The sequence below is a fragment of the Vibrio sp. MM46 genome, assembly GCF_027587135.1.
GTDB lineage: Bacteria > Pseudomonadota > Gammaproteobacteria > Enterobacterales > Vibrionaceae > Vibrio > Vibrio harveyi.
In genome coordinates this window covers 24,634-46,044 of sequence record NZ_JAPPTO010000003.1, presented here as the reverse complement: position 1 = coordinate 46,044, position 21,411 = coordinate 24,634, and the positions used below count along the sequence as shown (strand labels likewise).

The 21,411-nt window shown below is 45.0% G+C and carries 23 protein-coding genes; 13 read left to right on the top strand and 10 right to left on the bottom strand.

The genetic code is table 11. From position 1 onward, the window contains the following. Positions 1–12: 12 nt before the first annotated feature. On the bottom strand, positions 13–198 hold the full coding sequence (locus OH459_RS04115; RefSeq protein ID WP_005450921.1) for a hypothetical protein: 186 nt from the start codon (positions 196–198) through the stop codon (positions 13–15). 252 nt (positions 199–450) lie between these two features. Further along, positions 451–1,788: an amino-acid N-acetyltransferase gene (argA, locus tag OH459_RS04110; RefSeq protein ID WP_009698671.1), complete on the bottom strand. Its 1,338-nt coding sequence runs from the start codon at positions 1,786–1,788 to the stop codon at positions 451–453. A gap of 164 nt (positions 1,789–1,952) precedes the next feature. Between argA and OH459_RS04105 the strand changes: the two genes are divergently transcribed. The 4 genes from OH459_RS04105 to csdE all read left to right on the top strand — a co-directional run bounded on the left by OH459_RS04105 (position 1,953) and on the right by csdE (position 5,406). Then, positions 1,953–2,408, top strand: a complete 456-nt coding sequence (locus OH459_RS04105) for a DUF2850 domain-containing protein (protein ID WP_258455434.1) — start codon at positions 1,953–1,955, stop codon at positions 2,406–2,408. A gap of 530 nt (positions 2,409–2,938) precedes the next feature. After that, a complete protein-coding gene (gene mltA / locus OH459_RS04100) occupies positions 2,939–4,045 on the top strand; it encodes a murein transglycosylase A (RefSeq protein ID WP_005450926.1) in 1,107 nt (368 codons plus the stop codon). A 102-nt stretch (positions 4,046–4,147) separates the two neighbouring features. Next, positions 4,148–4,957, top strand: a complete 810-nt coding sequence (gene tcdA / locus OH459_RS04095; RefSeq protein WP_005427322.1) for a tRNA cyclic N6-threonylcarbamoyladenosine(37) synthase TcdA — start codon at positions 4,148–4,150, stop codon at positions 4,955–4,957. A gap of 20 nt (positions 4,958–4,977) precedes the next feature. Then, complete coding sequence (gene csdE / locus OH459_RS04090) at positions 4,978–5,406, top strand: cysteine desulfurase sulfur acceptor subunit CsdE (RefSeq protein WP_005450927.1); 429 nt, start codon at positions 4,978–4,980, stop codon at positions 5,404–5,406. Between the two features lie 101 nt (positions 5,407–5,507). Here the strand turns inward: csdE and csdA are convergent, their stop codons facing one another. The 4 genes from csdA to OH459_RS04070 all read right to left on the bottom strand — a co-directional run bounded on the left by csdA (position 5,508) and on the right by OH459_RS04070 (position 9,095). Then, positions 5,508–6,719 (bottom strand): cysteine desulfurase CsdA, encoded by a 1,212-nt coding sequence (gene csdA / locus OH459_RS04085; protein WP_269985916.1) that lies wholly within the window; start codon positions 6,717–6,719, stop codon positions 5,508–5,510. Beyond that, positions 6,719–7,318 carry a DJ-1 family glyoxalase III gene (locus tag OH459_RS04080; RefSeq protein ID WP_005450930.1) on the bottom strand — a complete coding sequence of 200 codons (600 nt, stop codon included), beginning with the start codon at positions 7,316–7,318 and terminating at the stop codon, positions 6,719–6,721. The genes csdA and OH459_RS04080 overlap by 1 nt, the downstream gene beginning before the upstream one ends. Beyond that, complete coding sequence (gene panE / locus OH459_RS04075) at positions 7,315–8,205, bottom strand: 2-dehydropantoate 2-reductase (RefSeq protein ID WP_061065346.1); 891 nt, start codon at positions 8,203–8,205, stop codon at positions 7,315–7,317. Before panE ends, OH459_RS04080 begins: the two co-directional genes overlap by 4 nt. A gap of 107 nt (positions 8,206–8,312) precedes the next feature. Continuing rightward, positions 8,313–9,095, bottom strand: a complete 783-nt coding sequence (locus OH459_RS04070; protein ID WP_005450932.1) for a nucleoside-specific channel-forming Tsx family protein — start codon at positions 9,093–9,095, stop codon at positions 8,313–8,315. A gap of 323 nt (positions 9,096–9,418) precedes the next feature. On the opposite strand from OH459_RS04070, the gene OH459_RS04065 reads away from it, so the two are divergent. From OH459_RS04065 to OH459_RS04050, 4 genes are read left to right on the top strand one after another with little or no spacing between them, the layout of a single operon-like run. Beyond that, positions 9,419–10,015: an LON peptidase substrate-binding domain-containing protein gene (locus tag OH459_RS04065; protein WP_005450933.1), complete on the top strand. Its 597-nt coding sequence runs from the start codon at positions 9,419–9,421 to the stop codon at positions 10,013–10,015. After that, complete coding sequence (locus OH459_RS04060) at positions 10,012–11,349, top strand: DUF4397 domain-containing protein (protein WP_005450935.1); 1,338 nt, start codon at positions 10,012–10,014, stop codon at positions 11,347–11,349. Before OH459_RS04065 ends, OH459_RS04060 begins: the two co-directional genes overlap by 4 nt. A gap of 46 nt (positions 11,350–11,395) precedes the next feature. Then, a complete protein-coding gene (locus tag OH459_RS04055; RefSeq protein WP_005450938.1) occupies positions 11,396–11,980 on the top strand; it encodes an RNA polymerase sigma factor in 585 nt (194 codons plus the stop codon). Beyond that, positions 11,977–12,639, top strand: coding sequence for a ChrR family anti-sigma-E factor (locus OH459_RS04050; protein WP_005450940.1), 663 nt, complete (start codon positions 11,977–11,979; stop codon positions 12,637–12,639). The genes OH459_RS04055 and OH459_RS04050 overlap by 4 nt, the downstream gene beginning before the upstream one ends. A 58-nt stretch (positions 12,640–12,697) precedes the next feature. Here the strand turns inward: OH459_RS04050 and OH459_RS04045 are convergent, their stop codons facing one another. From OH459_RS04045 to OH459_RS04030, 4 genes are all read right to left on the bottom strand, one after another. After that, positions 12,698–14,050, bottom strand: coding sequence for an AmpG family muropeptide MFS transporter (locus tag OH459_RS04045; RefSeq protein ID WP_009698664.1), 1,353 nt, complete (start codon positions 14,048–14,050; stop codon positions 12,698–12,700). A 71-nt stretch (positions 14,051–14,121) separates the two neighbouring features. Further along, entirely contained in the window at positions 14,122–14,667 is a 546-nt protein-coding gene (locus OH459_RS04040) for a peptidylprolyl isomerase (RefSeq protein ID WP_239970009.1), read from the bottom strand. Continuing rightward, positions 14,667–15,236 (bottom strand): YajG family lipoprotein, encoded by a 570-nt coding sequence (locus OH459_RS04035; protein ID WP_009698663.1) that lies wholly within the window; start codon positions 15,234–15,236, stop codon positions 14,667–14,669. Before OH459_RS04035 ends, OH459_RS04040 begins: the two co-directional genes overlap by 1 nt. A gap of 39 nt (positions 15,237–15,275) precedes the next feature. Continuing rightward, positions 15,276–16,433, bottom strand: coding sequence for a methyltransferase (locus OH459_RS04030; RefSeq protein WP_029790424.1), 1,158 nt, complete (start codon positions 16,431–16,433; stop codon positions 15,276–15,278). A gap of 205 nt (positions 16,434–16,638) precedes the next feature. On the opposite strand from OH459_RS04030, the gene bolA reads away from it, so the two are divergent. The 5 genes from bolA to OH459_RS04005 all read left to right on the top strand — a co-directional run bounded on the left by bolA (position 16,639) and on the right by OH459_RS04005 (position 21,411). Continuing rightward, positions 16,639–16,947 carry a transcriptional regulator BolA gene (gene bolA / locus OH459_RS04025; protein WP_005436644.1) on the top strand — a complete coding sequence of 103 codons (309 nt, stop codon included), beginning with the start codon at positions 16,639–16,641 and terminating at the stop codon, positions 16,945–16,947. A gap of 471 nt (positions 16,948–17,418) precedes the next feature. Continuing rightward, positions 17,419–18,759 (top strand): Na(+)-translocating NADH-quinone reductase subunit A, encoded by a 1,341-nt coding sequence (locus tag OH459_RS04020; RefSeq protein ID WP_005450950.1) that lies wholly within the window; start codon positions 17,419–17,421, stop codon positions 18,757–18,759. A 3-nt stretch (positions 18,760–18,762) separates the two neighbouring features. Next, positions 18,763–20,004 carry an NADH:ubiquinone reductase (Na(+)-transporting) subunit B gene (locus tag OH459_RS04015; protein WP_005427308.1) on the top strand — a complete coding sequence of 414 codons (1,242 nt, stop codon included), beginning with the start codon at positions 18,763–18,765 and terminating at the stop codon, positions 20,002–20,004. Further along, complete coding sequence (locus tag OH459_RS04010) at positions 19,994–20,779, top strand: Na(+)-translocating NADH-quinone reductase subunit C (RefSeq protein WP_005450952.1); 786 nt, start codon at positions 19,994–19,996, stop codon at positions 20,777–20,779. The genes OH459_RS04015 and OH459_RS04010 overlap by 11 nt, the downstream gene beginning before the upstream one ends. Beyond that, positions 20,779–21,411 carry an NADH:ubiquinone reductase (Na(+)-transporting) subunit D gene (locus OH459_RS04005; protein WP_005450954.1) on the top strand — a complete coding sequence of 211 codons (633 nt, stop codon included), beginning with the start codon at positions 20,779–20,781 and terminating at the stop codon, positions 21,409–21,411. Before OH459_RS04010 ends, OH459_RS04005 begins: the two co-directional genes overlap by 1 nt.

Below are 21,411 nucleotides of genomic sequence, written 5' to 3'. Positions count from 1 at the left end.
GCTCGGTCTTTTTTAATTTTGTGTAAACGCATTGGTAAATGACACGCTGCGAATTTTGTACTGCTGCTGATAAGCCAAGATAAAATCTCTGATGGCATCATTGACGGGGAACACGCAATGGACATCAAGCCCTTCCAAAAACTGGTTGTCTGCCATATCCCAAAAGCTTTGAAGCGAATTGCAAATAATGGTTCTCATAACAGTGCTCATCTTATTCATTTTAAGAGTAACAGCTGTCCTTGATGTATCGTGCTGAGTTGTCAAAGCTCTCAGCACTTTAGGGTGAAGAACGTTCACCTAGATCCATACTGTTGATTGATTAAAACTCAATCAAACATTGAACAGAGTATAACCAACAGTATGTATATTGAAAAGGTTAAATTGCGACCAGTGTCAATGTAATGCTTTGCATAATAAGATATGTAGTTTTCGTGCCCTTGCTCGTTGTTTCTACAGATCTAAAGCTAAGATTTTTGACTTGCGCTGGAAGTTATACAAACCTTGCTTTGCTCCTGGTAAGTAATCGACGCCTACTTCATAAAAGCCTTGTTCTCTGAACCAATGTAAGCTGTGCGTAGTGAGCACAAAGATTTGGTTGATGTCGTCAGACTTAGAGCGATGCTTCATATAATTCAGCAATAACAATCCTCGATTGCCATCGCGATAGTCTTGATGGATGGCGACACACGCCATTTCTGCTTTGCGTTCTTCGACATAGGGATACAAGGCGGCGCATCCGATAATCAGACCGTCTTTTTCGATAATAGTAAATTTACCAATTTCTTGCTCCAATTGTTCTCGGGAACGTCTCACCAACACGCCTTGTTCTTCCAAAGGTCGAATCAATTCTAAGATACCACCGATATCATCAATATTGGCTCCGCGCACTTGCTCTGCACTTGCCATGACGACTTGTGTACCGATACCATCAAAAGAGAACAATTCTTGGATAAGTGCGCCATCCACCTTGTAACTGATAAGGTGGCTTCGAGGTACTCCAGCTCGGCAAGCTGCAATCGAACCGTTAAGAAAACGCAGAGTTCCAGAGTGGTAATCGCTGTCTGGGGATGTATTTTCAGTGAGTTTTTTAATGACATGTTCGGCTTCGATAGGGAATAATTCCGCCACCGCATTGCCATTGTCATCAATGACCCCTTGTTCTGAACAGAACCCAATCAATTTATCTGCTCCTAACTTGATCGCAAGTTGAGTCGCCACTTCCTCAGAAAGCAGATTAAAACATTCACCAGTTACTGAGCTGGCAATAGGACCGAGTAACACAATCGAACCTTGATCGAGTGTACGGTGAATAGCATCGGTATCGATTCGACGGATACGACCGCTATGGCAATAGTCGACGCCATCATCAACACCAAGAGGTTGAGCGATGACAAAGTTACCGCTTACAACGTTGAGTTGCGTGCCTGCCATTGGTGTGTTGTTAAGGCTCATAGATAAGCGTGCGGTAATGGCTAGCTGAAGTTGTCCCGCTGCTTGCATAACTACCGAAAGTGCGGCTTCGTCGGTGATCCTGATATTCTTATGATATGGCGTAGTAAGGTCTTGTTTTTCCAGCAGTTGATTAATCTGTGGTCTAGCGCCATAGACGATGACGACTTTGATGCCAAGGCTGTGCATCAATGCAATGTCATTGATAATGTTGCCAAAGTTCTTATCAGCAACCGCTTCGCCACCTAACATCAGCACCATGGTTTTTCCACGGTGTGCGTTTACATAGGGCGTGGATTGACGGAATCCTTTAACCAGAGCAGTACTACGAATTTTCACTACAGCCATTCCTTGTGTTTATTTATGCTCTAATATTGTCTTTTTATTCAATTGTTGGCAAGGCAATTTTTTGGAATAGAGTCCAAACATCGAGAGTATGATACTTGGTTCTGTTTGGGCGAAGAGGTTACAATGCTCCGGTCTAGTTTAATTACGTGAGCCTCATGTCTTCAGTTGTAAATAAGAATGCTGCGATCACTGCTCAAACCGAGCAAAATTCATCAACCAAATCGACATTACGCAAGTGGACAGAACGTTTTCTGATGTTAACAGCGCTTGTTGGGACAATTGCCGTTCTTTTGATGTACGGCGACTTAATTACGCGCTATGTAAATCCGCCGATTCCTAAATCTACCGTTTATGGCAAGTGGGTGGAGCAAGATGTTGCACCTTATGCCCGCGAAGAGTTCATCCTGAGTGAACGAGGGGTGATGGTTCGTGGCTCCACGGTCGCTACTGACTTTGAGTTCGATGGTGATAGCTTGTCTTATAAAGTGGGTTCAACTGTTCGCACTTTTGAGTTTGTCGGGCAGCACTATGCCGAGATGAAATTAGATGCGAATGCCCATTATCTGCCCGTTTTTCATTTAGAAGGACACTCTAACTTAGCGGTTCGATAACCCACTCTTTTAAAGCGCGATTCGTTGCATGATGGCAGGGCGTCGCGTTTTGTCACATCTTTATGTTCTTGCGACTTTTCACAAACATTTTCCGGACAATCGTTTGATTCCATTGCTGTTATACCCAAGTGACTTCAAGATGCAGGATTCAGAGCGTTGTCATTGATTCGAGAGCAAGGAAAACAACGCAGTGTAATAGCCAGCTCTTTCCAAGTTGTTTGACGCAGCAATCGGGTCAATGACACGCTCCCAAAGGGCGAGCTGCCTTGGCTTGTATACTTTGTTGCCGATTCTTGATTTAGACCCACTAAACCTTTAAATCGCCGCCGCGTCTACAAACCAAGTCAGTCTCGCTGAACCTAGCATCTCGAGGTTACTTGGGTATATTATTCTCAACCCAGTTTAAATGGATAAATTGACAGCAAACAGAGCATTTGCCTTAGCGCTGATACACTTTGTCGCAGCTTTTCAATTGCGTCGTGTGCATTTGTTTGCCATCCTTTTGCTATCTTCTTTTATGGAAAAAACACGTGCTTAAAAAACTCCTTCCTATCGTCTCTTTAGCTTTGCTATTTGGTTGTGCCGCCGATCAAAACGATCGTGCTCAACAATATTTAGATGGCGAGTTTCCAAACATCCTAAATAAAACGGATGTGGTGGAATCAAACAAACCGCAAGACTTTACTGAATTCAATAAGCAAGCAGAGCAGGTGGTGATTAACTCTCCTTCAATGGCAAAAATGTACCAACCGTTGTATGAAAAATTGAGCGAGTGGGCATTGCAAAGTGGCGATACGACAGCTTTGAGTGCATATGGCATTCAGGCTGCGCAACTTGGTGGTGGGGATAAAAAGGGCAACGTGTTGTTTACTGGATATTTCTCTCCGGTGATGGAATTACGCCATGAGCCAAATGAAAAGTTTAAATACCCAGTGTATGGCAAGCCGACGTGTAGCTCAGATTGTCCGACTCGTGCCGAAATCTACAACGGTGCACTAGAAGGGCAAGGGCTTGAGTTGGGTTACGCGCCAAATATGATCGACCCATTTATGATGGAAGTGCAGGGCAGCGGTTTTGTTCATTTTGAAGATGATGACACGTTGGAATATTTTGCTTATGCAGGCAAGAACAACAAAGCCTATGTGAGCATTGGTCGAATTTTGATTGAACGTGGAGAAGTACCACGTGAAAAGATGTCATTAAAAGCAATCAAAGAATGGGTAATGGCAAACGATGAAGCAACGGTTCGTGAGTTGCTTGAGCAAAATCCGTCTTATGTCTTCTTCGCGCCACAAGCGGATGCGCCGGTAACGGGTTCTGCAGGTATCCCTCTATTACCAATGGCATCGGTGGCGGGCGATCGCTCGATTCTTCCTATGGGCACGCCAATTTTGGCAGAAGTACCGTTACTTAATAAAGACGGTACATGGAGTGGTGCGCACCAACTCCGCCTTCTTATTGTGCTGGACACTGGCGGAGCGGTAAAACAAAACCATCTCGACTTGTACCATGGTATGGGGCCACGTGCAGGTACCGAAGCGGGTCATTACAAGCACTTTGGCCGAGTATGGAAGTTGGGTTTGGAAAACACACCAACGCAAGCGCCTTGGGCTTTACCACCAGAGAAGTTACAATAAGCGCCTAGTGAGAGGAATCACCTCTCATCGTCTAGACATTTCCTCAAAGAGTGCGTATAAATCGCACTCTTTGTTTTTCTATCGATCATCTGGAACTTCAATATGCGTGAACTCGATACTCCGGCATCTGACAGCTACAACCAACGTTTTGGTGGCACTCGTCGTCTCTACGGCAACAGCGAAGTAGAAATTCTTCGTGCTGCACACGTGTGTGTGATTGGTATTGGCGGTGTTGGTTCATGGGCGGTAGAAGCGCTGGCACGTACTGGTATTGGTGAGTTGACGCTTATCGATATGGATGACGTGTGTGTGACTAACATTAACCGTCAAATTCATGCGATGACTGGCACGGTTGGTCAAAGCAAAATTGAAGTAATGGCAGAGCGCGTTAAGCTGATTAACCCTGAGTGTAAGGTCAATCTGATTGACGATTTCATCACGCCAGATAACCAGCACGAGTACTTGAGCAAAGAGTTCGATTACGTGTTGGATGCGATCGATAGCGTAAAAGCAAAAGCGTCGCTATTGGCTTACTGCCGTAGTAACAAGATTAAAGTGATCACAACCGGCGGTGCTGGTGGTCAAATCGATCCAACCCAAATCATGGTGGCAGATCTGACCAAGACAATCCAAGATCCACTGGCTAAGAAGATCAAAGACACATTGCGTCGTCATCATAACTTCCCGAAAAATCCAGCACGTAAGTTTGGTATCGATTGTGTGTTCTCTACCGAGCAATTGAAGTACCCACAAGCCGATGGTTCAGTATGCGGCGTGAAATCGACAGCAGAAGGTCCAAAACGTATGGACTGTGCGAGTGGTTTTGGCGCAGCGACGGTTGTAACAGCAACGTTTGGTTTTGTTGCGGTATCTCGTATTGTTGAAAAGCTGATCCAAAAGCATAAGAAGTAATTCAGAGAAGAGAGCGCATCATGACTGATTTTCCTGTTTCGCCGTTTGGCACTGACATTACCAGTGAAGACATCGCTGCAACCATGCAGCAATTTAAAGGTTGGGAAGACCGTTACCGTCAGGTAATTCAATGGGGTAAAAAGTTGCCTCAAATGCCTGAAGAGCTTAAATCAGAGCAAGTTACGGTATCTGGCTGTGAAAGCCTAGTATGGCTGGTGAGCAAAGAGCAAGACGGTGTATGGCACTTCTGTGCTGATTCTGATGCGCGTATTGTACGTGGTTTGATTGCCTTGGTGATGGCGGCTTACGACGGTAAAACGGCAGAGCAAATTCAAGCGTTTGATATTGATGCTTACTTTGAAAAACTCGGTTTAATTGCTCACCTAAGCCCATCGCGTGGTAATGGTTTGAAAGCGATTGTTGAGCAGATCAAAACACAGGCTCAGTAGTTGGCGTTAGTTAAAATCGCGCAAAGAACAAAACAAAGAAAAGGGTTGAAGCCAAGTGGTTTCAACCCTTTTTCTATGTATCTAGATTGGTATCTTGATTGTTAAAGCATATCGACCGCTTTCTCGACTGCTGCAATCAGCTTTTCAACATCTTCTAACGTATTGTAGATACCAAAAGAAACGCGCACCGTGCCTTTAACGTTGAGCGCATCCATCAGAGGGTGCGCACAGTGATGCCCGGCACGAACAGCGATACCTTGTTGATCAAGCAGCGTGGCAATGTCTTGGTGGTGAACGCCATCCATCACAAAGGTAAGTACTGAAGCGTTCGGTTGGTAACCGAGGATTTGAATGTCGTCCAACTGGCTTAGTGCTTGGTAAGCTTTGTCCTGCAGAGAATGCAGATGTGCCTCTACTGCGGCTTGGTCGAAGCTTTGGTACCAATCGATGGCTTTCGCTAGAGCAATCGCGCCGGCGACGTTTGGTGTGCCTGCCTCAAACTTACCCGGCAAGGCAGAGAAGGTGGTTTTCTCAAACGAGACTCTTTCGACCATTTTGCCGCCGCCATGCCATGGTGGCATTGCTTCTAAAAGTTCAAGTTTGCCATACAGTACGCCAATCCCAGCGGGTGCATACAGTTTGTGACCGGAGAAAACATAAAAATCAACATCAAGCTCTGCCAAGTTCAACGGTTCATGAACGATACCTTGTGCACCATCAACAACAACAACCGCACCTGCTGCATGTGCCGTTGCGATGATTTTCTCGATAGGTTGACGAGAGCCAGTGACGTTGGTGATTTGTGCACACGCCACGATTTTACAGCGCTCCGACAACAGTGCTTCAAACGCATTGATATCGAACTGGCAATCGGAGGTCATCGGAACTTTAACGATTTTCGCGCCCGTTTGCTCCGCGACAATTTGCCAAGGCACGATGTTCGCGTGGTGTTCCATTTCACTGATCAGGATTTCATCACCGGCTTGGAGTGTGCTGCGAGCATAAGTTTGTGCGATTAGGTTTAGTGCTTCGGTTGCGCCTCTAGTCCAAATGATTTCTTTTGAACTGCTTGCTCCTATGAACTTCGCAACGGTTTCACGAGCCGCTTCAAATTGACTGGTCGCGTTGGCTGTTAAGCTGTGACTGCCACGGTGCACGTTAGCATTTTGTGCACTGTAGTAACGGCTAATCACATCGATCACGCACTGTGGCTTTTGTGTTGTTGCTGCGCTATCAAGGTAAACCAAAGGCGATTGGTTGACGTCTTGATTTAGGGCTGGGAACTGTTCGCGTACAGCGTTTACGTCAAACATTATTCGTCACCGAGTTCGTGATAATGCAGTGTTGGGATAGTGACTAACGGCTCAGCAACCATCCATCCATGTTCTTTACCGGAAAGTTTGATAATGATTTCCATCGCGAACTCAAGTGCAGTTCCTGGTCCCTGACTTGTCAGTAGGTTGTGATTCACATCCATGGTGACACGTTTAGCTCGCCATTTGTCTTCAGGAATATGAGATTGGAAGCTTGGATGACATGTCATCAGGGCTTCAGGGTAAAGGTTGTGATGTTGCAAAACCAAAGCTGGCGCTGCACAAATCGCGGCAACCAGTTTTCCTTCGTACATATGCTGTTTCAGAATCTCAATCATGATGGTGCTATCACGGAAGGTTTCTGCGCCGCCAACACCACCAGACAGAACAATTGCATCAAACTCATCGTCAGCAATATCAACCAATTTACAATCCGCTGTCAGTGTTACACCGCGAGAGGCTTTCATTGTAAGAGCACCATCGAAGTCTGCGCTTGCTACCGTCACGTCATAGCCAGCACGAACCATCATATCGATAACGGTTACCGCTTCCATTTCCTCTGTGCCCGGAGCGATAGGTACTAAGATCTTTTTGTTCATTGTTCTGTCCAGCTTTGTTCAATCTGTTTGATGTGTTGATAGAGTTTTGCGTTCTCTGGCGTACTAATTTGGTGTTTTTCGGCAGCTTGCAGCAAATAACCAGTAATAAAGTCTATCTCGGTACGACGTTGGTGAAGGACATCTTGTCTCATAGAAGAGTAGTTTGCAGCTGTAGCGTTAACCACCTGCATAATTGTGGCATGTAAAGAGTCAAAATCGATCTTTATCTCTTCTTTGTTCATGACTGCTACCAACTCATAAGTGATGCTTTTTAATGTCACTGCAAACTCAGGAGCAGCAAGATCACCATTTTTGCATTGATGGATGGCTGTCAGGGGGTTGATTGCACAATTGATCGCAAGCTTGGTCCACAGCGCAGTATTGATGTTTGGGTTCCAACTGACTTCTGGTAAAGCGTGGTTCATCACTTGCGCGAGAAATTCGCATTGATTGCCTTTGGTATTAAAACCACCTAATTGGGTGTGACCATGGCCAGTATGAAGAACCTGTGCTTTGCTTGGTTTATAGGCACCGTGTGTGGTGGTTGCAATCACGATAGGGTTATCAGTGAGCTTTGTTTCCAAAAGTGGTGCTGTTCCCATGCCATTGTGCATTAGCATTACAATGGTATCAGTGTTGATATACGGCAAAAGAGGGGTTATCGCTTCGTCCACTTGCCATGCTTTTACTGTCACAACAATCAGGTCTGCGGCTTGTACAGAAGGAAGGTGTTGATTAGCAAAATTAATTGCAGGAGAGTCATCAAGTTGAAGCAGTTGCTTACTATCTGAGGTTCTTCCCCACAAGGAGACGTTGTGTCCGGCAAGTTGGAATTTGGTCGCCCAGAGTGAGCCAACGGCTCCAGGTCCAAGGATAAGAATATTCACCAAACGCTCTCATTAAAAAGGTTTGCTGCAAGGATAATGAGGGAAAAAAGGAAAGCAAATAAAAATGGCGCCAGAAGGCGCCATTTTTGGGGAACTTATGGGTTCTATTAGAACTTGTAAGTTACAGCTAGGTAGTGACCAAAGCCAGTAGACTTGAATGCGTCAGTGTCTTTGATACCGTAGATGTCTTTGTAACCTTTTAGACCGTAACCCACTGCGAAGCGGTCAGAGTGCCAGTAGATACCGTTGAACATTGCGCCGCCACTGCTAGCAGTTGTGTATTCATCTTTCATACCGAATTGGTAATCGATGTAACCTTGGTAAGAAATGAATGAACCGTTCTCGAAGAAGTAGAATGGTTTGAACCAGTTAGTCGAGATTTGGAAACCGTTCCAGTCTTTTCGGTTTGAATCGTAAGTACCGTATAGGTTAAGACCTACTTTACCGAACCAAGGAACCATTACGTCAGAACCAAGACCTACTTTTTGAGTGTTAACTTGAGAAGCGCCACCCCACTCCATAAGAGTAGATACGTAAAGCTCTTGAACTGGACCGAAAGATAGGTCTTTACCAGTTAGTGCGTCTAGAGACATACGTGGTGCGAACTTCATGAAGATCTTCTCTGCACCAGCTTTGTCGCTGCCTGGATCTGAAGTTAGGTTGAATACGTCAACGTAACCGTATAGGTCGAAGATACCAGAGCGACCGCCAAATTCCATTTCTAGGTAGTCGTGTGAAGACTCACCTGGAAGTTCGTCAAATGCACCCATTAGGTTGAATTGCATCCACTTGTAATCGTTCTTGTGGATGTCGCCGTCTGAGTAGTCAGCAGCCATTACAGGAGCTGAAGTAGCCGCTAGAAGGCTAAGAGCTAAAAGTGATTTACGCATAAGGGGACTCTCTATGTTTGTAATGATTCAGAACACGCAATCTTTGCTGCGCTTTCCAATTGGCGGGAATAATAGCGATAAAAATCCCAAATGAAAGTGATAAAGGATGCAAAAATGAAGGTTTTTAGTGAAGCTCGTCACGAAATAAGTTTATTTCACGGAACTTTTTGTTTGTTGCATCGTTTTGCAATAAATATGTGACGCATGTCGTTTGCGTAAACGTTTTTATGACTTTTTAAGCCAGTCGATTAACCAACATAAATCGTTAGTGATCTCTCCAATACACCGTTCGTATGAGTTTGGGAATCAAAGAGGACGATTTAATGAAAGAAGTCATGTTATTCCCTTTAACCTCGGTTGTACTGCCAGAAGGAAAAATGAATTTGCGCATTTTTGAGCCACGGTATCAACGCATGGTGAAAGAATGCAGCGTTCAAAATGTCGGGTTCGGCGTTTGCCTTGTTGGTAGTGGAGAGGATCCAAAAGCAGTAGGGAATGTGTCGTCTATTGGTACTTTGGTCACCATCGTTGATTTCGAAACACTGAGTGATGGGCTTCTTGGTATCACCGTTGTTGGTGAAAAGCGTTTTACTGTCACGCGCGTACGAGCAGATTCAGATGGTCTTCGTCATGCTGAGGTTGAGTGGATTGAAAATTGGTGCGAACCAACGCCCACTCCCAACTTTCTTTATTTGAGCAAGCAGCTCGATCATATATATGAACAGTTTCCTCAGGTGGGCAGGCTCTACCAGCATCGTTTTTATGATGATGCTTCGTGGGTCACCCAACGTTGGCTTGAATTACTGCCGCTCGACAGTGCGTTGTTTGAGAAGCTGGTTGGTGCAAAAGATTGTCTGCCAGCATTGGAATTTCTCAATCAAGCCATAGACGCCCCACCGAAAAGAGAGACTAGGATATGAAAGGACTAACTAAAACCGCAGTAACTTTGGTTGCTGTGCTAGGGATTGCTGCGTGTGGTTCAGACAGCGACTCGATTGAATATTCGAATTTACAAGCGGTACACGCTTCGGCAGATGCCCCTTTAGCAAATGTTTGGATTAACGACCAAGCAGCGTTAACCGGGGTGGATTACGGTGTGGGTTCAGGTTACGTAAAACTGCGCGAGGGTACAAACTCGGTACAAGTTGACGTACAACTGCCGGGTGGCGAAGTTGCAACCGTGGTTGATAAGACGTCGTTGGATTTAGACTCAGACCTTAAATACACCGCATTTGTTGTTGGTGATGCTGCAATGGGGTCGGCTAATCCAGTGGAGCCATTGATCGTGACAAGAAGCGCAATGTCGATGGCTGATGAAAACAGTTTGGATGTACAAGTTGTGCATGCGGCTGCTGGTGTAGGTGATGTTGACCTGTATGTAACAGCCCCGGGTGCAGACCTTGCTTCTTCTTCGCCCATTACCACTCTTGGGTATAAAGACTCGACAGACGTCCTCAATATTGCTGCAGGTGATTACCAAGTTCGTCTTGTTGCAGGTGGTAACGTTGCTTTTGACTCCGGTACCATACCGCTCCCTGCAAACGCAGATTTGACCATTGCTGCCATTAAAACCGGCGGCACGATCTCGGGCTCACCAGTCAAGCTACTAGTGCTAGATGGTATGGGGTCGTCTATTATTTTAAATACAGGCAGCAAATCTGAGTTGAGAGTAGGGCATCTTGTCGATGGTGCACCAAATGTGGACGTCGCGCTGGATGGCAATGTCGTACTTAACGACGTGATGTTTAAAGATATCTCTAATTACCTTTCGGTTGATGCAGGTACCTACAATGCAACAGTTGATGCGGGGCTAACTGACCCTATTATCGATGCTGATGTAACTTTGGATAGTGGCATGTCTTACAGTGTTTACGCTGTGGGTACTGCGGTACCACTTGCGGTAGAGCCTCTTGTGGTATCGGATAACAGAAGATCGATTGCGACAAGCGCGGTACTGAATGTCACTCACGCAGCAGCAAATCCAGCAGCCGCAAGTGTGGATGTTTATCTAACACCGTCGCAAGATATTTCTCAAAGTGATCCAGCATTAGCTAACTTTGCGTATAAAGATAGTGCTCAAAATGTTTACGTCACTGCTGGCGATTACTTTGTAACCGTAACAGCGCCAGGTGATAAAACTCCGGTCATTGGTCCTGCGCCTTTGCCTACACTAGAAAATGGCATGGTATATCAGGCGATTGCAATTGATGACAATGGTGGTTTTGGTCTGCTTGTTGGTGACATTACCAAGTAACATTAGGATGGGAGGGGGCAACTCCTCCCAACAATTAAGGCTGATTATGATGAGTGAAAGCCCACAAAAATTGGGGCGAAGCGAATGGAATGAATACATGAATAAAGTGAAAGCGCGTGATAAAGACGCTTTTGCTTTCGTATTTCGTTTCTATGCACCAAAGCTAAAGCAGTTCGCCTACAAACATGTCGGTAACGAGCAAGTTGCGATGGAGATGGTGCAAGAAACCATGGCAACGGTATGGCAAAAGGCTCATTTATACGACGGTACCAAGAGTGCTTTGTCGACATGGATTTACACCATTATCCGTAACCTTTGTTTTGATTTACTAAGAAAGCAAAAGGGTAAGGATCTACACATCCATTCTGACGACATTTGGCCATCAGATTATTATCCACCTGATTTGGTGGACCATTATTCGCCAGAGCAAGACATGCTCAAAGATCAGGTGGTGAAGTTTTTAGACATCCTGCCGAAGAATCAAAGGGACGTTTTGCAGGCAGTATACCTCGAAGAGTTGCCACACCAACAAGTCGCTGAGTTGTTCGACATACCTTTGGGGACCGTGAAATCACGATTGAGACTCGCGGTAGAGAAGTTGAGGCATTCAATGCATACGGAGCAATTATGAACAAACATCCAGATAACAACTTGTTAGAAGCTTACGCTTCCGGAAGTATTGATGCAGTTTCTGGTCTGGTGGTTGCCACACATCTAGAAAACTGTTCCAAATGCCGAGCGTATGTAAATCAGTTAGAAGCTGCACAGGCGAATGTTGTCGTTGATGACATTTCACCAGAATACGATGCAGAGTTTGACAGTATGTTTAACGACATTATTACGGCAGAACCCAAACCAGATAGCATTATTATTAAAGATGTAGCGAAGGTGGCGGTTGCGGGTAAAGATTTCAAGCTTCCGAAAACGCTCAGTCGCTTTTCAGATTTAGTGGGGGAGTGGAAGAGTTACGGTGGAAAAGTGTATAGCGCTCAATTGGATTTAGGGGAAGATGCGCGCGTTAACCTTATGTATATAAGTGAAGATGTTCGTATTCCACAGCACACGCACAAAGGACAAGAATCGACACTTGTACTCCATGGTGGATTCAGTGATGAAGATGGTCACTACGAAGTGGGAGATATGCTGGTAAGAGATGCGTCAGTAAAACATAGCCCTTTTACTAAGCCCGGTGAAGACTGCTTATGTTTGACGGTACTGACCGAGCCAATGATATTCACACAGGGTGTCGCGAGAATCTTCAATCTGTTTGGTAAAGGCATGTATCCATAAGCTAGGAACTCAAACAAAAAGCCACCTTATCTCGGTGGCTTTCTTCATCATCTTTTTTTTAATTTCTTTGTCTTGCCTTTTCCAGCAACTCAGTAAAGTAGTGTCGCAATGAATAGAGCATGATCAAGCTTGGCACAACCATTACGGCAGTAATAACGAAGAATGTGGTCCAATCATTCAGATAATCGACCAGTTCGCCACTGAATGACGCCAATGTTGTTCGCCCAAAGTTACCTAGCGACGCCAACAATGCGTATTGAGTCGCCGAGAAAGCTTGACCGGTCAATATCGTCAAGAATGATACAAACGCCACTGTCGAGAATGCCGTCGTGAAGTTATCAACAATGATCGTCGCCAAGAACAAGTGTTCATTTGGTCCGACTTTCGCGATCCAAGCAAACATCAGGTTGCTTGCTGCCATTGCAATACCACCAATCATCAAGCCACGTACAATACCAAACTTAACGTTGAACATACTGCCGACAAAGGTGAACAACATGGTCGCACCCCAGCCAATGAGTTTCGAGTAGTAACCGATTTGCTCGTTGCTAAAACCTATCTCTTTATAGAAAGCGATGGACATACGACCTAAGAATGCTTCCCCAATCTTGAATAGGAAAACAAACAATAAAAGCGTGATGGCAACACGAACACCATTTCGATTGAAGAAATCTAAGAAAGGTTCTACAACGGTAACGGTAAACCAAGCGACTAATTTAGAACCAACTACTTCTTTATGGCGCTGCTCTGCTTCCGATTGAAGCTGTTCACGTTGTGTTTTCGGTTCACCTACTAGCAAAGTGAAGAGCATCAAAATGATGACAATAAAAGCCATGCCGTAATACACGCCATTCCAACCGACACTGTCTGCATTGATGAATGCCAAATAACCAGGTAAAGAGTAGCCAGTCCACCAACCAATTACTGCCATTGCGGAGGCTTGCGGTAATTTCGAATCTTCTGATTTTGGAAAGCTATCAATACGGAATGCATCAATCGCAATGTCTTGTGTTGCTGACGCGGTGGCAATACACAGTGCGAGCAGTGAGGTGAAAACTAGGTTTTCCGCTGGATTTACACCTGCAATAAATAGAGTCGCGACCAGCACGACACTTTGGCATAGAAAGATCCAGCTACGACGCTGCCCTAGCAAGCGATGTAATACAGGCAGCTTGACGCGATCGACCAAAGGAGCCCACATAAAGTTGATTGCGTACACCGCAAATACACTGCCGAAGTAGCCAATAGCAGACAGAGTGAGACCTGCATCTTTCAGCCAACCCGACATATTTGAACCAATAAGTACCCATGGGAAGCCACTGGAGCAACCCAACATGAAAACCCAAAGCAGGCGTTTATCAAGGTAACTTTTTACCGTTTCCAACCAAGTGATGGAAGGCAATGAAGACATAAATCAATCCGTTAAAATTGAGCCACTAAAAGAGAAAGCCCTTCGAATATTCAAAGGGCTTATGAGTTTGGCTATTTGAGCAGTGTTGCTTTGGTGATGACGATTTGCGTATCAGGGACATCGCGCATGCGACCGACAGATTTGGTTGGCTGTTGTGCCATCTTTTGAATGACGTCAAAGCCTTCAGTGACTTCGCCAAACACAGCGTAACCCGGTGGGCGAGCGCCATAGTTCAAGAAGTCGTTATCTACTAGGTTAATGAAAAACTGGCGAGTAGCAGAGTCTGGAGCGTTGGTACGAGCCATCGCGATGGTAGCACGGTTATTGTTTAAACCATTGTTACCCTCGTTTTTAATTGGAGCGTATGTCTTCACCATTTGCATATCTTGGTTGAAGCCGCCGCCTTGTGCCATAAAGCCAGGGATCACTCGATGGAAAATGGTGCCCTCGTAGCTACCGTCTTCGACATATTTAAGGAAATTAGCGACAGTAATTGGCGCTTTTTCCTCATTTAACTCAACGGTGAAGTTACCCAGTGTTGTTTCAAACGCAACTTTCGGACCGGCGAAAACACTGCAGCTCAATAGCGCGAGAGAAAGAATAACTTTGCGTAGCATTAGAATCGCTCCTGCATGTATTGACGAAGCTCAGGGTCATTCGCGATTTCTTTCAATGTTAAAGCAACAACATCATTTAATGTTTGCTCAATATCTGAATCTGAAGCGCTTAATGTTCCCGAACGTTTAGCTGTACCAGTATAGGTCTTAACAAGCTTGCCTTGCGGAGTTTCCGCCGTGATCTCTAGTACCACTTTTGCATCCATATGATTTTCCATCACTGAATGCTTCACGTTCACCAACGCTTCTTGAACTTGCAGCTCAATCGAATTGTCACTGTTTAGATCAGAGTGGAAGCCCTGAGAAGAGAACTGCTTCTCTAGCGCTTCTTCAAGAGAAATGCGTAGGTTTTGCTTTGCATGAAGAGGCAAAATGTTTGAACGACCGTTGTCAACAAGTGCAACGTATTGTGCTGCGCGTACATCTTTACTGGTTAGGCTATAGCTCTTACCTTGTACGATAGGGTTTGTGCTTAATGTCGTTTCAGGCATCAGATTCAGTTGAGGTTGTTGTGGCGCTGAACATGCAGCAAGCAAAGCAACCGAAGCCGCGAGTACCAGTTTTTTCATCTTATTATTCCTTTTAAACATTTTGCTAAAGTCAGGACTTTATTGCTTTGCGCCTAATTTAGCAGGATTTTTCGTTGCCTGTAAAATCACGAACTTATTGTTAGAAGCGACTAATTTCACATTTTTGTCGCCAAATAGACGTTTTAGCTTCGCATCGTAACCAAGGTGACGGTTTCCTATGACCAATAGTTTGCCATCTTGGTTCAGTATTTGTTTGGCATCGCAGAACATTTGCCATGCAATGTGATCAGTAATCGCTTGCTGCTGGTGGAAAGGCGGGTTACACATCACCATACAAGTACTGCTTGATTTAAATCCATCCAAACAGTTGTTGGCAATGCACTGAATATCACGCTCTTCTCCTAAATTCGCCAATAAGTTTTGTTTCGCAGACTCGACAGCCATAAAGCTCTCATCGACACAAGTCAGGCGTGCTTGGGGATTCAATTGCCCCATCTTTACGGATAGAACACCATTACCACAACCAAGATCGATGACGTGTTTTAGCTCCGAATCTTGAGGGAGGTGTTGAAGCATAAAGCGTGCCCCCAAATCCAGGCTTTCACCAGAGTAAACATTTGGCAGGTTTTTGAGTTCGATGTTTTCGCCGTCAACTCCCCATACTGTCATTGGGTCTACTTCCATAACAGGTTGCGCATTTGCGTGTGAGAAGACTAGACGGTGTTTTTTCCATGCTAGAGAGGTTTTTGTCTCGCCTAAGTATTTTTCGAATAATTTCAGTGTCGAAGTATGGATTTCTTTCGCTTTATTGACCGCAATAATAGGGCAGGTCGCGGGCAACGTTTTACGCAATTGACTCAACAGCCAAACAAGATGTCGGTTGCTTTTAGGTAGCTGTAACAAAACCAAGTCTGCATTCGCAGGAATCTCATCCATGGTGGTGAGAAATGCGACCTTGTTGCCACCATTTTGCTCTAGGTTTTGTTGTGCTCCCTTGTGGGAGATAAAAGAATCACTGACTAAAGTGACATTATGTTTGTCTGAAAACCAGCAAGCCAACGCACCAAAGTTATCGTTAATAACCACGATATTTTGATTGTCAGGCAGTGCAAGTTCTTCCACGTGATTGATGAGGTATTCATCACCTGCGTCCCATGCTTGAAGAGTCTCATTAGAGCGCATTGGGAAACGATGTAGGGTCAGGCTACGATCATGAAGATTCAATTCGGTTTTCATAACTAAACGTAAGTAGATTCGGAAATTAGTGATTATTGTCGCAAATGATGAAGATTCAAGATACAAAAAGCTGTCAAATTTACTGATTTTCACAGGCTTTTAGCGAACTACCTGGCGTTGAAGAACTCGCAGCGAGGCGTTTCGTTGATTTCATTTAGTAAACTAGAGTATATACTTACCGGATTGGCATCAATGAGGACTGAATATGATCCAAGAAATCATAGAAAAGAAACTGCACAGTGAGCTGCAACCTAATTATTTGAAAGTGATCAATGAGAGCTATATGCATAACGTTCCGCCGGGTTCTGAAAGTCACTTCAAAGTGATTGTGGTGAGTGATGCATTTGCGGGTCAGCGCCTTATTGGACGTCACCGTCAGGTACATACTGTATTGGCTGATGAGCTCGATAATCACATTCATGCATTAGCGATCCACACTTACACCAACGAAGAGTGGAAGCTTGAACAAGATGGGGCACCAGATAGTCCTATGTGTATGGGTGGCGGTCGCTAGAGCGCGATTAAAACACTGATTTAAAAAGATGGTTTCGGCCATCTTTTTTTGTTTTACATCTTTTCGGGACAAAAATGTGGCACAAATAAAGGTTATAAAAAGTGTTAACAGTGTTTCAACAAATGAATGAAAATTAATGCATGTTTCAAAGCATGAATGTTTTTATTCCATATCAAATATATGGGAATTGGCATTTGTGCGTTCGGTCAAACTTATGACTATTCTTTAACCTTTTAGACCTTGTTCTACCGAAATAAACCCTCCTTTCCTAAGATTGGTCATGGCATCAAGTTCCTAAAAAATGCTAGACTACGGCACCTGATAAATCTCGCCTAATATTTGTGACGAGATAATTAATAGGATGTTGCGATTTTGATGTTTTAAACAACATCAAAACCGGACACTGATGTCGTGTCTAAAAGTTACGCAATCAAAAGAATCTTTTTCCCGATAAAAGTAGTGCAAGTGCGTATGATTACAATAAAGAAGGGCTTGGATCTTCCTATCGCAGGAGCTCCATCCCAGGTGATTAATGATGGTAAGACCATCAAAAAAGTCGCCTTGCTTGGCGAAGAGTACGTTGGCATGCGTCCTACCATGCATGTCCGCGTTGGCGATGAAGTGAAAAAAGCGCAAGTTCTTTTTGAAGACAAAAAGAACCCTGGCGTGAAGTTCACTGCTCCAGCAGCCGGTAAAGTGATCGAAATTAACCGTGGCGCTAAGCGTGTACTTCAATCAGTAGTGATTGAAGTAGCAGGCGAAGAGCAGGTTACATTTGATAAGTTCGAAGCAGCTCAACTAGCAGGTCTAGATCGCGAAGTGATCAAGACTCAATTGGTTGAATCTGGTCTTTGGACCGCTTTACGTACTCGTCCGTTTAGCAAGGTTCCAGCAATCGAGTCTGCTACTAAGGCTATTTTCGTAACTGCAATGGATACTAATCCACTAGCAGCACAGCCTGAGTTGATCATCAATGAACAACAAGAAGCATTCGTTGCCGGTCTAGACATTCTTTCAGCCCTGACAGAAGGCAAGGTTTACGTATGTAAGTCTGGCACTAGCTTGCCACGCTCTTCTCAGTCAAACGTAGAAGAACACGTCTTCGATGGCCCTCACCCAGCAGGTCTTGCTGGCACCCACATGCATTTCCTATACCCAGTGAATGCAGAAAATGTGGCATGGAGCATCAACTACCAAGACGTTATCGCGTTCGGTCAGCTTTTCCTAACGGGTGAGCTTTACACTGATCGTGTTGTGTCTCTAGCTGGTCCTGTTGTGAACAACCCACGTCTTCTTCGTACAGTTGTTGGTGCTTCTCTTGAAGACCTAACTGACAGCGAGTTGATGCCTGGTGAAGTTCGTGTGATTTCAGGCTCGGTACTTTCTGGTACTCAAGCGTCTGGTCCACATGCCTACCTAGGTCGTTACCACCAACAAGTTTCTGTGTTACGCGAAGGTCGTGACAAAGAACTGTTTGGCTGGGCTGTACCTGGTAAAAACAAGTTCTCAATCACGAAATCTTTCCTTGGTCACATCTTCAAAGGTCAGTTGTTCAACATGACAACAACGACTAACGGTAGTGACCGTGCAATGGTTCCAATCGGCAACTACGAGCGCGTAATGCCGCTTGATATGGAACCGACACTGCTACTTCGTGATCTATGTGCAGGCGATACTGATAGTGCTCAAGCACTTGGTGCGCTTGAACTGGATGAAGAAGATCTAGCATTGTGTACCTTTGTATGTCCTGGTAAATACGAGTACGGTCTGTTACTTCGTGAATGCCTAGATACCATCGTGAAGGAAGGGTAATCCATGCTTAAGAAATTCATTGAGGATATCGAGCATCATTTTGAACCAGGCGGTAAGCACGAAAAGTGGTTTGCACTGTACGAAGCAGCAGCAACACTATTCTACACGCCAGGTCTAGTAACAAAACGTAGCTCGCACGTTCGTGATAGCGTTGACTTAAAACGTATCATGATCATGGTTTGGTTCGCAGTATTCCCAGCAATGTTCTGGGGTATGTACAATGCGGGTGGCCAAGCTATCGCAGCACTTAACCACATGTACGCTGGTGACCAACTAGCGACAGTTATCGCAGGTAACTGGCACTACTGGCTAACAGAAATGCTTGGTGGCACCATCGGTGCGGAAGCTGGCGTTGGCAGTAAGATGCTACTAGGTGCGACTTACTTCCTACCAATCTACGCAACAGTATTTATTGTTGGTGGTTTCTGGGAAGTGCTTTTCTGTATGGTGCGTAAGCACGAAGTTAACGAAGGTTTCTTTGTAACTTCTATCCTGTTCGCACTTATCGTTCCACCAACGCTACCTTTATGGCAAGCGGCACTAGGTATCACATTTGGTGTTGTTGTTGCTAAAGAGATCTTCGGTGGTACAGGTCGTAACTTCCTGAACCCTGCTCTTGCAGGTCGTGCTTTCCTATTCTTCGCTTACCCAGCGCAAATCTCGGGTGACGTAGTATGGACTGCGGCTGACGGCTTCTCTGGTGCAACTGCTCTTAGCCAATGGGCTCACGGCGGTAGCGGCGCATTGATCAACAACATCACTGGCGCTCCTATCACTTGGATGGATGCATTCATCGGTAACATCCCAGGCTCAATTGGTGAAGTATCAACGCTTGCTCTAATGATCGGTGCAGCGATGATCGTTTACATGCGAATCGCTTCATGGCGCATCATCGCAGGTGTAATGATCGGTATGATCGCAGTATCGACACTATTCAACGTGATCGGTTCTGACACCAACCCAATGTTCAACATGCCATGGCACTGGCACCTAGTTCTAGGTGGTTTTGCATTCGGTATGTTCTTCATGGCAACTGACCCAGTATCAGCTTCATTTACTAACGGTGGTAAATGGTGGTACGGCATCCTAATCGGTGCAATGTGTGTGATGATCCGTGTAGTTAACCCGGCTTACCCAGAGGGTATGATGCTGGCGATTCTATTCGCGAACCTGTTCGCACCTCTGTTCGACCATGTAGTTATCGAGAAGAACATCAAGCGGAGACTAGCACGCTATGGCAAGTAATAACGACAGCATTAAAAAGACGCTGGGTGTTGTTGTCGGGTTGAGCCTTGTTTGTTCAATCATCGTATCAACAGCAGCAGTGGGTCTGCGTGACCAGCAAAAAGCTAACGCTGTACTAGATAAGCAATCTAAGATCATCGAAGTTGCGGGTATCGACGCTGAAGGTAAGAAAGTTCCTGAGCTATTTGCTGAGTACATCGAACCTCGTCTAGTTGACTTCAAAACTGGTGATTTTGTAGAGAAAGCTGAAGACGGCTCTACAGCAGCTAACTACGACCAACGTAAAGCAGCCAAAGATCCTGCTGAGTCTATCAAGCTAACGGCTGATGAAGACAAAGCTAAGATCCTACGTCGTGCTAACACAGGTATCGTTTACCTAGTGAAAAGTGGTGATGACATTTCTAAAGTTATCATCCCAGTTCACGGTAACGGTCTATGGTCTATGATGTACGCATTCGTTGCGGTTGAAACTGACGGTAACACTGTGTCTGGTATTACTTACTACGAGCAAGGTGAAACTCCTGGACTTGGTGGTGAAGTAGAAAACCCAGCATGGCGTGCTCAATTCGTTGGTAAGAAACTATTCGACGAGAACCACAAACCAGCAATCAAGATTGTTAAAGGTGGTGCTCCAGAAGGTTCTGAACACGGCGTTGATGGCCTATCTGGTGCGACACTAACTGGTAACGGTGTTCAAGGTACATTTGACTTCTGGTTAGGTGACATGGGCTTTGGTCCTTTCCTAGCAAAAGTTCGTGACGGAGGTCTGAACTAATGTCTAGCGCACAAAACATTAAAAAGAGCATTATGGCGCCGGTGTTGGACAACAACCCGATCGCGCTGCAGGTTCTTGGTGTATGTTCTGCTCTTGCAGTAACAACTAAACTAGAAACAGCATTTGTAATGACACTAGCGGTAACTTTCGTAACTGCATTGTCTAACTTCTCTGTTTCTCTGATCCGTAACCACATTCCTAACAGTGTGCGTATCATCGTTCAGATGGCAATCATCGCATCGCTAGTAATCGTGGTAGACCAAGTGCTTAAAGCTTACCTATACGATATCTCTAAACAGCTATCTGTATTCGTAGGTCTTATCATCACGAACTGTATCGTAATGGGGCGTGCTGAAGCATTCGCAATGAAATCTGCGCCAATCCCATCGCTAATTGATGGTATCGGTAACGGTCTAGGTTACGGCTTCGTTCTTATCACTGTAGGTTTCTTCCGTGAACTATTCGGTTCAGGCAAGCTATTCGGCATGGAAGTTCTACCTCTAGTGAGCAACGGTGGTTGGTACCAGCCAAACGGTCTGATGCTACTAGCACCATCTGCATTCTTCCTAATCGGCTTCCTAATCTGGGTAATCCGTATTCTGAAACCAGAACAAGTAGAAGCGAAGGAGTAA